Annotated in this window: 11 protein-coding genes; all 11 read left to right on the plus strand. The window is 66.0% G+C overall.

All coding sequences use genetic code 11. The features are described from left to right. Positions 1 to 94: 94 nt before the first annotated feature. A complete protein-coding gene (argA, locus tag D9X30_RS25950; protein ID WP_502799696.1) occupies positions 95 to 1,474 on the plus strand; it encodes an amino-acid N-acetyltransferase in 1,380 nt (459 codons plus the stop codon). A 109-nt stretch (positions 1,475 to 1,583) separates the two neighbouring features. Then, the gene (locus D9X30_RS25955) at positions 1,584 to 1,859 is read left to right on the plus strand and encodes an oxidative damage protection protein (protein WP_066733742.1); all 276 of its coding nucleotides are present in this window, start codon (positions 1,584 to 1,586) and stop codon (positions 1,857 to 1,859) included. 592 nt (positions 1,860 to 2,451) lie between these two features. Beyond that, on the plus strand, positions 2,452 to 3,762 hold the full coding sequence (locus tag D9X30_RS25960; RefSeq protein WP_153945252.1) for an MFS transporter: 1,311 nt from the start codon (positions 2,452 to 2,454) through the stop codon (positions 3,760 to 3,762). A gap of 34 nt (positions 3,763 to 3,796) precedes the next feature. Then, the gene (locus tag D9X30_RS25965) at positions 3,797 to 5,182 is read left to right on the plus strand and encodes a NarK family nitrate/nitrite MFS transporter (protein ID WP_153945253.1); all 1,386 of its coding nucleotides are present in this window, start codon (positions 3,797 to 3,799) and stop codon (positions 5,180 to 5,182) included. 40 nt (positions 5,183 to 5,222) lie between these two features. Next, on the plus strand, positions 5,223 to 8,984 hold the full coding sequence (locus D9X30_RS25970; RefSeq protein ID WP_153945254.1) for a nitrate reductase subunit alpha: 3,762 nt from the start codon (positions 5,223 to 5,225) through the stop codon (positions 8,982 to 8,984). Next, on the plus strand, positions 8,981 to 10,531 hold the full coding sequence (narH, locus tag D9X30_RS25975) for a nitrate reductase subunit beta (RefSeq protein ID WP_153945255.1): 1,551 nt from the start codon (positions 8,981 to 8,983) through the stop codon (positions 10,529 to 10,531). The genes D9X30_RS25970 and narH overlap by 4 nt, the downstream gene beginning before the upstream one ends. 18 nt (positions 10,532 to 10,549) lie before the next feature. Then, positions 10,550 to 11,236, plus strand: a complete 687-nt coding sequence (narJ, locus tag D9X30_RS25980) for a nitrate reductase molybdenum cofactor assembly chaperone (RefSeq protein WP_153945256.1) — start codon at positions 10,550 to 10,552, stop codon at positions 11,234 to 11,236. Positions 11,237 to 11,251: 15 nt separating this feature from the next. Further along, entirely contained in the window at positions 11,252 to 11,935 is a 684-nt protein-coding gene (gene narI, locus D9X30_RS25985) for a respiratory nitrate reductase subunit gamma (RefSeq protein WP_153945257.1), read from the plus strand. Between the two features lie 9 nt (positions 11,936 to 11,944). Further along, positions 11,945 to 12,664, plus strand: a complete 720-nt coding sequence (locus tag D9X30_RS25990; RefSeq protein ID WP_153945258.1) for a carbonic anhydrase — start codon at positions 11,945 to 11,947, stop codon at positions 12,662 to 12,664. Between the two features lie 34 nt (positions 12,665 to 12,698). Beyond that, a complete protein-coding gene (locus D9X30_RS25995) occupies positions 12,699 to 13,877 on the plus strand; it encodes an NAD(P)H-dependent flavin oxidoreductase (protein ID WP_153945259.1) in 1,179 nt (392 codons plus the stop codon). 350 nt (positions 13,878 to 14,227) lie between these two features. Then, entirely contained in the window at positions 14,228 to 16,312 is a 2,085-nt protein-coding gene (locus D9X30_RS26000; protein ID WP_153945260.1) for a type IV pili methyl-accepting chemotaxis transducer N-terminal domain-containing protein, read from the plus strand.

Below are 16,312 nucleotides of genomic sequence, written 5' to 3' on the forward strand. Positions count from 1 at the left end.
TATAATCCGCCGCATGAACGCCAGAACCGACTCCCCGCAGCAGGACCCAGATCCTGCCGACCCGCCCTCGCCCGCCGATCCGTCGACTGTCCCGATGACCACTGCCGAGCCCGCCACGCCCATCCCGTCAGCGTCGGCCGGCGCCGATCTGGCCGAGGCCAGCGGCCCCGACCAGCAGCAGTTCGTCGACTGGCTGCGCGCCGTCGCCCCGTACATCCACACGTTCCGCGGCAAGACCTTCGTGATCGCCTTCAGCGGCGAACTGGTCAAGGCCGGCGTGCTCAACGCACTGGTCAACGACGTGGCGCTGCTGCACGCCATGGGCATGCACGTGGTGCTGGTCTTCGGCTCGCGCCCCCAGGTGGAAGAGCAGCTGGGCCTGCGCAACGTGCAGTCGCAGTTTGCCGATGGCGTGCGGATTACCGACAACGCCGCGCTCGAATGCGCCAAGGAAGCGGCCGGCGAACTGCGTCTGGACATCGAGGCGGCCTTCAGCCAGGGCCTGCCCAATACCCCGATGGCCGGCGCCCAGCTGTCGGTTGTGTCCGGCAACTTCATCACGGCACGGCCGGTCGGCATCGTCAACGGCGTGGATTACCAGCACACGGGGCTGGTGCGCAAGATCGACGACGAGTCGATGCGCATGTCGCTGTCGCACGGCAAGATCGTGCTGCTGTCGCCGCTGGGCTTCTCGCCGACAGGCCAGGCGTTCAACCTGTCGATGGAAGACGTGGCCAGCGCCACGGCCAGCGCGCTCAAGGCCGACAAGCTGATCTTCATCACCGAGGTGCCGGGCGTGCCCGACGCCGTGGGCAAGCTGATGAAGGAAATGTCGCTGCGCACCGCCGTGGAGCGGCTGCAGAACAACCACCTGCCGCCCGACGTGGCCTACTACCTGGAGCATCTGGTCAAGGCGCTCAAGGGCGGCGTGCCCCGCGCCCACCTGGTCCCGTTCGACATGGACGGCTCCGTGCTGCTGGAGCTGTTCCTGCATGATGGCGTGGGCACGATGGTGTCCGATACCGACCTGGAAAGCCTGCGCGAAGCCACCCTCGACGACGTGGGCGGCATCCTGCAGCTGATCGCGCCGCTGGAGGCCGACGGCACGCTGGTGCCACGCGGGCGTCACCTGATCGAGCGCGACATCGACAAGTTCTCGGTGATCGAGCACGACAATGTGCTGTTCGGCTGTGCCGCGCTGTATGCGTTCCCACGCGAGAACATGGGCGAGATGGCCTGCCTGACCGTATCGGCCGAGGCCCAGGGCACCGGCGACGGCGAGCGCCTGCTCAAGCGCATCGAACGCCGCGCCCGCTCGCTGGGCCTGGACCGCCTGTTCGTGCTCACCACGCGCACCGAGCACTGGTTCCTCAAGCGCGGTTTCGTGCACGCCACCGTGGACGACCTGCCGGAAGACAAGCGCAAGCTCTACAACTGGCAGCGCAAGTCGATGGTGCTGATGAAGAAGCTGTAACCCCGCAACGTCCGCAAAGACAACAGCCGCCGCAGGGGCATGGGCGACCGGCCCGGCCCCGGCGGCCCGGCTTGGCTACAATAGCGGCCACACGAAAAAGGAGTCCCTCATGGCCCGCATGGTCCATTGCGTCAAACTGAACAAGGAAGCCGAAGGCCTCGACTTCCCGCCGCTGCCGGGCGACCTCGGCAAGAAGATCTGGCAGAGCGTGTCGAAGGAAGCCTGGGCTGGCTGGCTCAAGCACCAGACCATGCTGATCAACGAGAACCGTCTGAACATGGCCGACGTCCGCGCGCGCCAGTACCTGCTCAAGCAGACCGAGAAGTACTTCTTCGGCGAAGGCGCCGACCAGGCCGCCGGCTACGTGCCGCCGCCTTCGGCGTAACCGTACGGCGCCCGCGCACACCGGGCCCGCCCGCCGCCCCGCCTGCCTCTGCCTGACCGTCAGCACCAGGGATGCCATTGCCGCACGCCGCGCCGGACCCCTCGGGGCCGGACGTGCCGTGCGGCAAATCCATTCTCAGCCCGGTACCTTGCCGCCTATCCTGCGCTGACGCCTGCGCACGGTGCCGTTCTCGGAAGACCCGTACGGAGAAAGCCAGCCCGCCAACACGGTACGCAGGCCGCGCCGCCGCCGCGCGGGACGCTGGTGCGGCAGCCACGGCGCCGCCAGGCTCGTGCGCTAGCCGTCCGAGGCCATGGCAGGGCGGGCGCCGGGCACCCGTTTCTGCTTGATGCATCCGATTTGATCTAAATCATGGACCTGTCGCAGCGAGCCTGGTTGCCGCCATGCAGGCCACTGGCACCAGGCCTGCTGTAACCGCTGCCCCACGCGGCTTTCCGGCGGGCATACGCCGAAAGAACTAGTACGCACGGCATAGCCCCGCCCGCTTCCGGCTGTACGGCCGGCGAATGTTCCGCGCAGACCCGCAGGCCTACTCTGGCATCACTCCTCAAAGTGACTCCGGAACCCGGCCATGCCCACCGCACCCCACTGCTCCCAACCCTCGGAAACCGTACCGCCAGGCGCCTGGACCACGCTCTGGTCCAGCACGTTCGCGTTCACCATCTGCTTTGCCGTCTGGATGATGTTCGCGGTGCTCGGCATCCCGCTCAAGAACGAACTCGGCCTCAACGACACGGAATTCGGCCTGCTGGCCGCCGCCCCGGTGCTCAGTGGCTCGCTGATCCGCGTACCGCTGGGCATCTGGACCGACCGCTACGGCGGCCGCGTGGTGTTCTTCGTCCTGATGCTGCTGACGGTGATCCCGATCTGGCTGATTTCCTATGTCCACACGCTGTGGCAGTTGCTGGTGCTGGGGCTGTTCGTCGGGCTGGCCGGCGGCTCGTTCTCGGTGGGTACGCCGTACGTGGCCCGCTGGTTCCCGCGCTCGCGCCAGGGGCTGGCGATGGGCATCTTCGGGGCCGGCAACTCGGGCGCCGCGCTGACCAAGTTCGTGGCCCCGGCGTTGATCCTGGCCGCCGGCACGTGGGAAATCGTGCCCAAGGTCTACTCGGTGGCGATGCTGGTCACGGCCATCGTATTTTTCCTGTTTTCGCGCAGCAACCCGGCCCACCGTTCCACATCGGCCACGAGCTTTCGCGCCCAGCTGGCCGTGATGCGCGACCCGCGCGTGTGGCGCTACTCGCAGTACTACTCGGTGGTGTTCGGGGGCTACGTGGGCCTGTCGCTGTGGATGACCAAGTACTACATCGGCGAATACGGCTTCGACATCAAGACCGCCGCCTTCCTGGCTGCCTGCTTCTCGCTGCCCGGCGGCGTGCTGCGCGCGATCGGCGGCTGGATCTCTGACCGCTACGGCGCCCATCGCACCACGTGGTGGGTGATGTGGATCAGCTGGGTGGGCTTCTTCCTGCTGAGCTACCCGAAGACCGACTTCGTGATCCACACGGTCACCGGCCCGCAGAGCTTCCAGATCGCCCTGACGCCCACGCTGTTCACGATCCTGATGTTCGTGGTCGGCATCGCCTTCGCCATCGGCAAGGCCTCGGTCTTCAAGTTCATCTCCAACGACTTCACGCACAACATCGGCGCGGTGTCGGGCGTAGTGGGCCTGGCCGGCGGCCTGGGCGGCTTCATCCTGCCGATCCTGTTCGGCGCGCTGGCCGACCTGACCGGCATCCGCAGCAGCTGCTTCATGCTGATGTACGGCACGGTCTGCGTGAGCCTGGTCTGGATGCACTACAGCCACCGCGCGGAGCAGTTGCGTGCGCGGGGCCTGTCCGGGGCATCCGCCGCCCTGGACCCGTCCACGCAGACTGCCTGATCCGCGATTTCCCCACATTCCTATTTCGCACACCATGACCAGTACCGTACTGACCCGCTGGGAGCCCGAGAACGCCGCGTTCTGGCGCGACCGCGGCGAACGCATCGCCTACCGTAATCTCTGGATCTCGATTCCCGCCCTGATGCTGGCCTTCGTGATCTGGATGCTGTGGAGCGTGGTGGCCGTCAACCTTGACCGCGCCGGCTTCCAGTTCACCAAGAACCAGCTGTTCTGGCTGACCGCGCTGCCCGCCCTGTCCGGTGCCACGCTGCGCATCTTCTATTCGTTCCTGGTGCCGGTGTTCGGCGGCCGCCGCTTCACGGCAATCTCCACCGCGCTGCTGCTGATTCCGGCGCTGGGCATGGGCTTTGCGCTGCGCGACCCTTCGACCAGCTACCCGATGCTGCTGGTGCTGGCCCTGCTGTGCGGGCTGGGCGGCGCCAACTTCAGTTCGTCGATGGCCAATATCAGCTTCTTCTTCCCGAAGGCGAAGAAGGGGCTGGCCACCGGGCTCAACGCCGGCATCGGCAACCTCGGCGTGTCCGTGGTGCAGTTCGTCACGCCGCTGGTGGTGTCGGTGGCCGTGTTCGGCGCGCTCGGCGGCGAACCGCAGAACTACCAGGCCGGCGGCGCCACGCAAAGCCTCTGGCTGCAGAACGCGGGCTTTATCTGGGTGCCGTTCATCGTGGCGGCATCGGTGGCCGCGTGGTTCGGCATGAACGACATTGCCGATGCGCGCGCGTCGTTCGCGGAACAGGCCGTGATCTTCCGGCGCCAGCACAACTGGCTGATGTGCTGGCTCTATATCGGCACGTTCGGCTCGTTCATCGGCTTCTCGGCCGGACTGGCGCTGCTGACCAAATCACAATTTCCAGGCATCAACCCCACGGCCTATGCCTTCCTGGGCCCGCTGGTCGGCGCCCTGACCCGCCCGGTGGGCGGCTGGATCTCTGACAAGCTTGGCGGTGCGCGGGTCACGCTCTGGACCTTCATCGGCATGATCGCGGCCGTCTGCGCCGTGCTGTCCGCTCTGCCCCATGACGGACAGGCGGGCAACTTCCAGGCCTTCCTGGCCGCGTTCATCGTGCTGTTCGCCCTGACCGGCATCGGCAACGGCTCCACGTTCCGCATGATCCCGGTGATCTTCCTGACCGAGCGCCAGCGCGACGCCGCCGGCAAGGGCGACGCCGCGCAGAAGCAGGCCCAGCAGGACGCCGGCAAGGAATCGGCCGCCGTGCTGGGCTTCTCGGGCGCGATCGGTGCCTATGGCGGTTTCTTTATTCCGAAGAGCTTCGGCACGTCGCTGGAACTGACGGGCTCGCCCGATGCCGCGCTCTACGGCTTCATCGCCTTCTATCTGAGTTGTGTACTGGTGACCTGGTGGTACTACGCACGCCGGAACGCCCCCATGCCCTGCTGAGGCGGCATCACCCACAAAAAGCAAGCGGAGAACATAAGAAATGTCTCATTTTCTGGATCGACTGAAGTTCCTGTCGCGCGTGAAGTCCACGTACGCGGACGGGCATGGTGCGGTGGTCAACGAAGACCGCACGTGGGAAAACAGCTACCGCAGCCGTTGGCAGCACGACAAGATCGTGCGATCGACGCACGGCGTGAACTGCACGGGCTCGTGTTCGTGGAAGGTGTACGTCAAGAACGGCCTGATCACCTGGGAAACCCAGCAGACCGACTACCCGCGCACCCGTCCCGACCTGCCCAACCACGAACCCCGTGGCTGCCCGCGCGGCGCGTCGTACAGCTGGTACGTCTATTCGGCGCAGCGCGTGAAGTATCCGATGATCCGAGGCCGCCTGATGGAGATGTGGCGCGAGGCGCGCAAGACCATGGACCCGATCGCCGCGTGGGCATCGATCAGCCAGGACCCCGGGAAGGCCGCGCGCTACAAGAGCGTGCGCGGCCAGGGCGGCTTTGTGCGGGCGGACTGGGATACGGCCACGGAGATGATCGCCGCCGCCAACGCCTTCACGGTCAAGCAATACGGCCCGGATCGGGTCATCGGATTTTCGCCAATTCCGGCCATGTCGATGGTTTCGTACGCGGCCGGGGCGCGCTACCTGAGCCTGCTCGGCGGAGCCTGCCTGTCGTTCTATGACTGGTATTGCGACCTGCCGCCCGCCAGCCCGCAGATCTGGGGCGAGCAGACCGACGTGCCCGAATCGGCCGACTGGTACAACAGCACCTACCTGATGGTCTGGGGCTCGAACGTGCCGCAGACGCGTACCCCTGACGCGCACTTCTATACCGAAGTCCGCTACAAGGGCACCAAGACCGTCGCCGTGTCATCGGATTTCGGCGAAATGGTGAAGTTCGGCGACATCTGGCTGGCGCCAAAGCAAGGCACCGATGCCGCGCTGGCGATGGCCATGGGCCACGTGGTGCTCAAGGAATTCCACGCCACCGGCAAGTCATCGTATTTCCGCGATTACGTGAAGCAGTACACCGACATGCCGATGCTGGTGCTGCTGCGCGACCAGGACGGCACGCTGGTGCCCGACCACTTCCTGCGTGCCTCCCACCTGGACGGCAACCTGGACCAGGCCAACCATCCGGAATGGAAAACGCTGGTGATCGACCAGGCCAGCGGCGGGATCGTGGCGCCCAACGGCTCGATCGGCTTCCGCTGGGGCGAGGCCGCCCATGACGACGGCGCCAGGGTGGGACGCTGGAACCTGGAAATGAAGGATGGCGGCAGCGGCCGGGACATCGACCCTCGCCTGTCGCTGATTGGTGTCGAGGACGAAGTGGCCGAGGTGGGCTTCCCCTACTTTGGCGGCGAGCACGACGCGCTGCTGCGCCGTCGCGTGCCGGTGCGCCGGCTGACACTGGCCGATGGCACCGTGGCGCGTGTGGCCACCGTCTACGACCTGCAGATGGCCAACTACGGCGTCGACCAGGGCCTGGGCGGCCCCAACGTGGCCACGTCGTTCGACGACGACGTGCCCTACACGCCGGCCTGGCAGGAAAAGCACACCACCGTGCCGCGCCACCTGGTGATCCAGGTGGCCCGCGAGTTCGCCGACAACGCGGATCGCACACATGGCAAGAGCATGGTGATCGTCGGCGCGGCGCTGAACCACTGGTACCACAACGACATGATCTACCGCGGCATCATCAACCTGCTGATGATGTGCGGTTGCGTGGGCCAGAGCGGTGGCGGCTGGGCCCACTACGTCGGCCAGGAAAAGCTGCGTCCGCAATTCGGCTGGGCGCCGCTGGCCTTCGGCTCCGACTGGTCGCGCCCGCCGCGCCAGATGAACGGCACATCGTTCTTCTACAACCACACGAGCCAGTGGCGCCACGAGAAGCTTGGCGTGGACGAGATCCTGGCGCCGACCGCCGACCACAGGCGGTACCACAACCTGTCGCTGCTGGACCTGAACGCCAAGTCCGAGCGCATGGGCTGGCTGCCGTCGGCGCCGCAGCTCGGCCGCAACCCGCTGGACGTGGTGGCCGACGCCCGCGCGGCCGGCAAGGATCCGGTCGCACACACCGTCGAACAGCTCAAGTCCGGTGCGCTGCAGTTTGCCTGCGACGACCCCGACAACCCGGCCAACTTCCCACGCAACATGTTCGTATGGCGCTCGAATATCCTGGGCAGCTCGGGCAAGGGCCACGAATACTTCCTCAAGTACCTGCTTGGCACGCAAAACGCGGTGTTCGGCGACGAGAACGACGCGATCAAGCCGGGCGAGGTCAAGGTGCGCCCGGCCGCGGAGGGCAAGCTCGACCTGCTGACCGTGCTCGACTTCCGCATGAGCACCACCTGCCTGTACGGCGACATCGTGCTGCCCACGGCCACCTGGTACGAAAAGGACGACCTGAACACGTCGGACATGCACCCGTTCATCCACCCGCTGTCCGAAGCCGTGCAGCCGCTGTGGGAAAGCAAGACCGACTGGGAAATCTACAAGGCCATCGCCAAAAAGTTCAGCGAGATTGCCGGCCCGTACCTGGGCACGCGCGAGGATCTGGTCTGCACGCCGCTGCTGCACGACACCCCGGGCGAACTGGGCCAGCCGTTCGAGCCGAAGGACTGGAAGCATGGCGAGTGCGACCTGATCCCGGGCAAGACCGCTCCGTCGATGACGGTGGTCGAACGCAACTACGCCGACATCTACAAGAAGTTCACGTCGGTCGGGCCGCTGCTGGACAAGCTGGGCAACGGCGGCAAGGGCATCAACTGGGATACGAAGCACGAGGTCCACGAGATCGGCCACCTGAGCAAGACCGTGACCGAGCCGGGCGTCAGCCACGGCCGTCCGAGGCTGGAAACGGCCATCGACGCCGCCGAGATGATCCTGACCTTTGCCCCGGAAACCAACGGCCACGTGGCCGTGAAGGCCTGGGACGCGCTGTCGAAGATCACCGGGCGCGACCATACGCACCTGGCCGCAGGCCGCGAGCACGACAAGATCCGCTTCCGCGACGTGCAGGCCCAGCCGCGCAAGATCATTTCCGCCCCGACGTGGTCTGGCCTGGAATCGGAGGAAGTCAGCTACAACGCCGGCTACACCAACGTCCAGGAACTGATTCCATGGCGCACGCTGACCGGCCGCCAGCAGTTTTACCAGGACCACCGCTGGATGCTGGACTTCGGCGAAGGCGCATGCGTCTACAAGCCGGCCATCGACACCAAGACGGTGAGTCCGATGCTGGGCCGCAAGCCGAACGGCAATCCGGAACTGGTGCTGAACTGGATCACGCCGCACCAGAAATGGGGCATCCACTCCACCTACTCGGACAACCTGCGCATGCTCACGCTGTCGCGCGGCGGTCCGCACGTCTGGATCTCGGAAGCCGAGGCCAAGGCCAACGGCATCCGCGACAACGACTGGGTGGAAGTGTTCAACGTCAACGGCACGCTGACCGCCCGGGTGGTGGTGTCGCAGCGGGTGCCCCAGGGCATGTGCCTGATGTATCACGCACAGGAAAAAATCGTCAATGTGCCGGGTGCGGAAACCAGCGGCATGCGCGGCGGCATCCATAACTCGGTCACGCGCGCCGTGACCAAGCCCACGCACATGATCGGCGGCTACGCCCAGCTGGCCTATGGCTTCAACTACTACGGCACGGTTGGCAGCAATCGCGACGAATTCGTGATCCTTCGCAAGATGAATAAGGTGGACTGGCTGGAAGGTCCGCGCAAGGAAGCACCCTCCCCCCAAAACAAGGCAGAAAAGACTGAAGGAGCATGGCAATGAAGATCCGCGCGCAAGTGGCCATGGTGCTGAACCTCGACAAGTGCATCGGCTGCCATACCTGCTCCGTGACCTGCAAGAACGTCTGGACCAGCCGCGAAGGCGTTGAATACGCCTGGTTCAACAACGTCGAGACCAAGCCCGGCATCGGCTTCCCCAAGGAGTGGGAAAACCAGGACAAGTGGAACGGCGGCTGGAAGCGCAATGCCGACGGCAGCCTGACCCCGCGCCAGGGTGGCAAGGGAAAGATCCTGTCGAACATGTTCGCCAACCCGAACCTGCCGCAGATCGACGAATACTACGAGCCGTTCACGTACGACTACGAACACCTGCAGAAGGCCCCGCTGGTGGAGACCCCGCCGACGGCACGCCCCGTCTCGGCCATTACCGGCCAGAGGATGGAGAAGATCGAATGGGGCCCGAACTGGGAGGACGACCTGGGCGGCGAATTCGACTCGCGCAGCCGCGACAAGCTGTTCGACGAAATCCAGAAGGACATGTACTCGACCTTCGAGAACACGTTCATGATGTACCTGCCGCGCCTGTGCGAACACTGCCTGAACCCGACCTGCGTGGCATCGTGCCCCTCGGGGTCGGTCTACAAGCGCGAGGAAGACGGCATCGTGCTGGTGGACCAGGACAAGTGCCGCGGCTGGCGCATGTGCATCTCCGGCTGCCCCTACAAGAAGATCTATTTCAACTGGCAGAGCGGCAAGGCCGAGAAGTGCGTGTTCTGCTATCCGCGCATCGAGGCCGGCCAGCCGACGGTCTGCGCCGAAACCTGCGTGGGCCGCATCCGCTATCTGGGCGTGATGCTGTACGACGCCGACCGCATCGAACAGGCCGCCTCGGTGGCCGATGAGCGCGACCTGTACCAGTCGCAGCTCGACATTTTCCTGGACCCGAATGATCCGGCCGTGCAGGCCGAGGCGCTGCGCCAGGGCATTGCGCAGCGCTGGATCGATGCCGCGCGCAAGTCGCCGGTCTACAGGATGGCCGTCGAATGGAAGGTGGCCTTCCCGCTGCACCCGGAATACCGCACGCTGCCGATGGTCTGGTACATCCCGCCGCTGTCCCCGATCCAGTCTGCGGCCGAAGCCGGCTTCATGGGCATGAACGGCGTGATCCCCGATGTCAAGAGCCTGCGCATCCCGGTGAAGTACCTGGCCAACCTGCTGACCGCCGGCGATGTCATCCCGGTGCTTGGCGCGCTCGAAAAGATGCTGGCCATGCGCGCCTACAAGCGCGGCCAGCACGTGGATGGCATCGAGGACATGGCCGTGCTCGAACAGGTGGGCCTGACGCCTGCGCAGGTCGAGGACATGTACCAGACCATGGCCATCGCCAACTACGAGGACCGCTTCGTGGTGCCGTCGTCGCACAAGGAAATGTCCGAGGACAGCTTCGACGAAAAAGGCAGCTGCGGCTTCAGCTTCGGCAACGGCTGCTCGGGCGGCACATCGGACGGCACGCTGTTCGGCCGCAAGAAGCCGCAGCCCGAAGTGGCCTATGCCGACCTGCCGCGCTCGCGCAAGGCGCTGGCCACCTGACCAAATCCGGAGAACGCCATGACTATTCATCGAGTGCTGAGCGCCATGCTCAGCTATCCGGACCAGGCACTGGTCGACGGGATGGCCGACATCGACCTGGCCCTGGCCGAATGGCCGCAGGCGCGCGACATGCTGGCGCCGCTGACCGAAATGCTGCGCCGCGAACCGCTGATCCGGCTGCAGGAAAACTATGTGGCCACGTTCGACCGCAATCCGGCCCACTCGCTGCACCTGTTCGAGCATGTGCACGGCGAAAGCCGCGATCGCGGCCAGGCGATGGTGGACCTGCTGCAGGAATACCGGCGCGACGGCTTCGACCTGACCACCGCCGAACTGCCGGACTATGTCCCGCTGTTTCTGGAATACCTGGGCGCCCTGGCCACGGACGGCAAGCCAGAACGTGCCGGGCAGCTGCTGGGCGACGCCATCCACGTGCTGGCCGCCATCGGCGACCGCCTGGCCCGCAGCGAGAGCCCCTATGCCGCCGCATTCCGGACGCTGCGCACGCTGACGGACGTGCAGCCGCAGCCGCAGGAAGAACCGCCCGTGCGTGACATGGACGAGGCAATGGAGACATTCGGCCCCGGCGCGGACGGCGTGGAGCCGCTACTGGCCCGCAAGCCCGACGTCGAGACGGTGCGCTTCTACAAGCGGGACGCCGCGGCCGCCGCGCGCGGCATGCCGTCAGCCTCCAACCCCAGCTAACCGAGCACCCTCACCATGACTCTGGTCCATCAATTCCTGTTCGGGATCTACCCGTATATCGCCGCCGCCATCTTTCTGTTCGGCAGCCTGGCCCGCTTCGAGCGCGAGCAGTACACATGGAAATCGGACAGCTCGCAGATGCTGTACCGCGGCAACCTGCGCACGGGCAACATCCTGTTCCATGTCGGCATCCTCGGCCTGTTCTTCGGCCATATGGCGGGGCTGCTCACGCCGGTGGCGGTGTGGGACGCGCTGGGTGTCTCGCACAGCCTCAAGCAGGCCGTGGCCATGACGGCCGGCGGCGTCATGGGCACCATGTGCCTGGCCGGGCTGCTGATCCTGCTGCACCGGCGCCTGACCAACGCCCGCGTGTCGGCCGTCACCCGTACGGGTGACAAGTTGCTGCTGCTCTGGCTGCTGGTCACGCTGCTGCTGGGTCTGTCCACCATCTTCGCGTCGGCCAGCCACATGGACGGCCACATGATGGTGCAGCTGATGACCTGGGCCCAGCACATCGTCACGCTGCGCGGGGATGCCGCAAGCTACGTGGCCGACGCACCGCTGGTCTTCAAGGCGCATCTGTTCATGGGGATCTCGCTGTTCGCGATCTTCCCGTTTACCCGGCTGGTGCATGTGTGGAGCGGCTTTGCGTCGGTGGGCTATCTCGGGCGCGCCTGGCAGCTGGTGCGCAGCCGGTAAGGCATCGCCATGCATACGATCGAGCGCCTCCTGAAAGGGTTCGAACGTTTCCAGCAGCATTACTTCGAGGATGCGCCGGCGCTGTTCGATGCGCTGCGCGCCGGACAGCATCCGCAGACCTTGCTGATTGGATGCAGCGATTCGCGCGTGGACCCCGGACTGCTGCTGGGCAGCGCTCCGGGCGATCTCTTCACTGTCAGAAATGTGGCAAATCTGGTGCCGCCATGTAGCGAAAGGGAGACTGGACGGCTCCACGGGGTATCGGCTGCCATCCAATTTGCGGTAGAGCAACTGCGCGTCGCCAGAATTATTGTCATGGGTCATAGCGGATGCGGCGGAATTCGCGCATTGTTGGCGCGGCCCGAGGCTGAGGGCGACACGGCACCGGCGCGTGCCGGCCAGGATTTCATTGGTCCCTGGGTGCGCATTGCGGCACCCGCCCGCCAGATGGTGGAGCAGACCATGCCAGACGCAAGCGCCGAGCAACGTCAGCATGCCTGTGAACAGGCATCGATCCTGGTGTCGCTGCGCAACCTCGGGTCGTTCCCGTTCGTGCGCGCCGCGTGCGAGCGTGGCGAACTGACATTGCATGGCTGGTATTTCGATATTGCCGCCGGCGCGCTACTCGCTTATTCCGACCGCGCCGACGGCTTCCTGCCACTGGTTTGCCCGCTGCCCGACGCCCCCGTACGCGATGTCCGTAACACAGTCACCGCCGTTTGCCCCTGATGCAAAACAGCAAAACACTATCCGGAATGGACTCATGACAGAACACTGGCTGAAACTCGCTGGAAGGCGACTGCTGCCGCTCGTTCAGGGCGGCATGGGCATCGGCATCTCCGCCCATCGACTGGCGGGCACCGTGGCCGCCAACAACGGCGTCGGCACCATTGCCAGCATCGACCTGCGACACCACCACGAAGACCTGATGGCCCAGACGCGCGGAACCCATGACAAGGAGAAGATCGAGGCGGCGAACCGTGTGGCGCTCGATCGCGAAATCCGGTCCGCGCGCGCACTGTCGGCGGGCCGCGGCCTGATCGCCGTCAACGTCATGAAGGCCGTGGGCTCCCACGCCCAGCTGGTGCGGCAAGCATGCGAGAGCGGCGCCGACGCCATAGTCATGGGCGCCGGGCTGCCGCTGGATCTGCCCGAACTGGCCGCCGACCATCCGAAGGTCGCCCTGATCCCGATCCTGTCCGAAACGCGTGGCATTGGCCTGGTCCTGCGCCGGTGGATGAAAAAGGGCCGCCTGCCCGACGCCATCGTGATCGAGCATCCGGCGCACGCCGGCGGCCATCTTGTCGCCGCCACCATCGAGGATCTTGGCAACGAACGATTTTCGTTCGCCCGCGTGCTGAGCGAATGCCGCGAACTGTTCCAGACACTGGGGCTGGCCTGGGACAGCATCCCGCTGATCCTGGCTGGCGGCATCAATTCCCACGAGAAGGTGCGCCACTGGCTGGGCGAAGGCGCGTCGGCCGTGCAACTGGGCACCGCATTCGCCGTGACCGAGGAATGCGATGCCCATCCGGACTTCAAGCAGGTGCTGGCCACCGCCACGCCTGACACCCTGCGCGAATTCACCAGCGTGGCCGGGCTTCCGGCGCGAGCCGTGCTGACACCGTGGCTATCGCGCTATCTGTCGAGCGAAAGCCGGCTGCAGCGTCGCGCAAAGCCGCGAGACTGCCTGGAGGGCTTCGACTGCCTGCAGGCATGCGGACTGCGGGATGGCGTGGCCAAGATCGGCCAGTTCTGCATCGACCTGAAACTTGCGCAAGCCGTGCGCGGCGATGTGGAACGCGGCCTGTTCTTCCGTGGCAAGGGCAAGCTGCCATTTGACGAAACCATCCGCCCCGTGGCCGACCTGATGCACTACCTGCTGACTGGCGAAAAGCCCGCCGCGCTGGCCCGGGCGCCCATCACCGCTGCTGCGGTGTGACGGCAAACGGCCTTTCCCTTTTTTCCCTTCCCTTTCCTTCGCCTCCCCTCCCTCCCATTCCATGCAATCTCGCGGTACGCGGGGCGGCCAGCCGCCCTGCTTGCGCATGCGGAACATGCAGCGCAACGCCACCAGCAACTGAGCGCCCAGCCAGGCGGTGGCGGCCGCTAACAGCAGGCCGCCGGCTGGCGCCAGCCGGCGGTCGATCAACCACATTGACGTCCACGCCACAATCGGCCCACGGATTACACATGTCTTGATCTAGCGCAGAAATCACCTGCCCCATCACGCCGAAAATCGGATCCAAGTTGCGCACGCCCCCCGCCCGCCCCTTGTGCCAACCCGATCCCATGCCAGGCCCCACGACTCCAACGCCCCTAGACCCTACGGCAGCCTCTGCTTCGGCTGCCGCCACGCCGCATCCGCTGCCGGAGACCGGCCACGTCCCGGACACCGTCCGGCTTACGCCGCCGCGCTACCGCTTGTCCACGCGCATCATCCTGCTATCGCTGGTGTCGCTGCTGGCCGTGCTGACGATGATCGCCGGCACGCTCTACCTGTCCTGGAAGCTCGAAGGCGCGGGCGCCGCCATCAATGACGCCGGCAGCCTGCGCATGCGCGCCAATCGTGTCGCCATCGAGCTGTCGTTGTCGGCATCGGGCAAACCCAACAGCCTTGCCGAGCAGATCACCACGCTCGACAACACGCTGGCCCAGTTGCGCAAGGGCAATCCGGCCCGCCCGCTGTTCCTGCCCGACGAACCGGCCATCCACGCACAGCTTGACGCCGTGCTGGCCGACTGGTCGCAGCAGCTCAAGCCGCTGGCGCTGGCCGGCAACGCCAGCCAGTACGTCCGGGCGCTGCCGGGATTTGTCAATCGGGCTGACCGGCTGGTCCGTCAGATCGAGAACAACAGCGCACGCAAGACCGACATGCTGCGCCTGTCGCAAGTCGGCCTGGCCGTCATGGCCTGCGTGGGCACCGTGGCCGTCATCTATCTGCTCTACCTCTGGATCATCCTGCCCGTGCTGCGTCTGCAGGACGGCCTGCGCCGCATGGCCGCCCGCGAATTTTCGCTGCGCCTGCCGGTGGAAACCCGCGACGAATTCGGCACGCTGACCTCGGGCTTCAACCGGATGGCTGCCGAATTGCAGGATCTCTACCAGGACCTGGCCGCGCGGGTGACCAGCAAGACGGCGGAACTGGCCCGCCAGAATCGCGACCTCGAGGCGCTCTACGACATGGCCGCCTTCCTGAACCAGGCCGGCGATTCCCAAACGCTGGCGCAGGGTTTCCTGGCGCGCGTGATGCCGCAGTTCGGCGCCGATGGCGGGTCCGTGCGCGTGTACGACGCCCGCCAGGGCAAGCTCCATCGGCTGGCATCGGCAGGCTTGTCGATGACGTTGGCCGACAACGATCACTGCGCGGACATCGATGCGTGCCACTGCGGGCATGCCACGCAAGCCGGCATTGTTACGGTGGCAGACCTGCGCCGGTCCATGTCCCCGGCGCAGGTCCCTATGCCCCCGGCGCTGCCCTCGCCTTGCCGCCGTGAAGGCTTCCTGTCGATGGCCGCGTTCCGGCTGGACACTCTGCGCGGGCCGGTCGGCACGCTGACGCTGCACTTCCGGGTGGCGCGCGAACTGCCGCCATCGGACCGGCAATTGCTGGAAACGATGGCCCAGCATCTGGCCACTGCGCTGGAACACATCCGCCTGTCGGCCAGCGCGCGCCAGCTGGCCGTCGTGGAGGAACGCCACCTCGTGGCCCAGGGGCTGCACGACAGCATCGCGCAGGGGCTGAATTTTCTGAATCTGCAGGTGCAGTTGCTGGAAGATGCCGTGGACCGGCGCGCCGATGGCGAGGTGCAGGAAATCATCCCGCTGCTGCGCCATGGTGTGGAAGAGAGCTACCAGGACGTGCGCGAGCTGCTGCACAACTTCCGGTCGCGCCTGACCACCGGTGGCCTGCGGCCCGCCGTGGAAGAGACTGTGGCGCGCTTCCGGCGCCAATGCCGCACCGAAGCCACGCTGACCATCGACGACAAGGGCCTGCCGCTGCAGCCCGAAGACCAGCTGCAGGTGCTGTTCATCCTGCAGGAAGCATTGTCGAACGTGCGCAAGCACGCCATGGCCGAACACGTGACGATCTCGATCCGGCACGACCGGCTGTTCCGGCTGGTGGTGCAGGACGATGGCGACGGATTCGACGCCGGCCGGCTGGACGAACAAGACACCAGCCACATCGGCCTGCACATCATGCGCGAGCGCGCGGCCAGGCTTGGCGCGCAGCTGGCTATCGACGCGCGCCCAGGGCTTGGCGTACGGATCGAACTGACCCTGCCGCGCGACGTTGCGTCCGACGGACGCCCCGCCCCAACCGCCGACCTGCCGGACGCTGCACCGGCCACCACACCGGCCAGCATACCTGCCTGA

Source organism: Cupriavidus sp. U2, from assembly GCF_009663685.2.
Classification (GTDB): Bacteria; Pseudomonadota; Gammaproteobacteria; order Burkholderiales; family Burkholderiaceae; genus Cupriavidus; species Cupriavidus necator_C.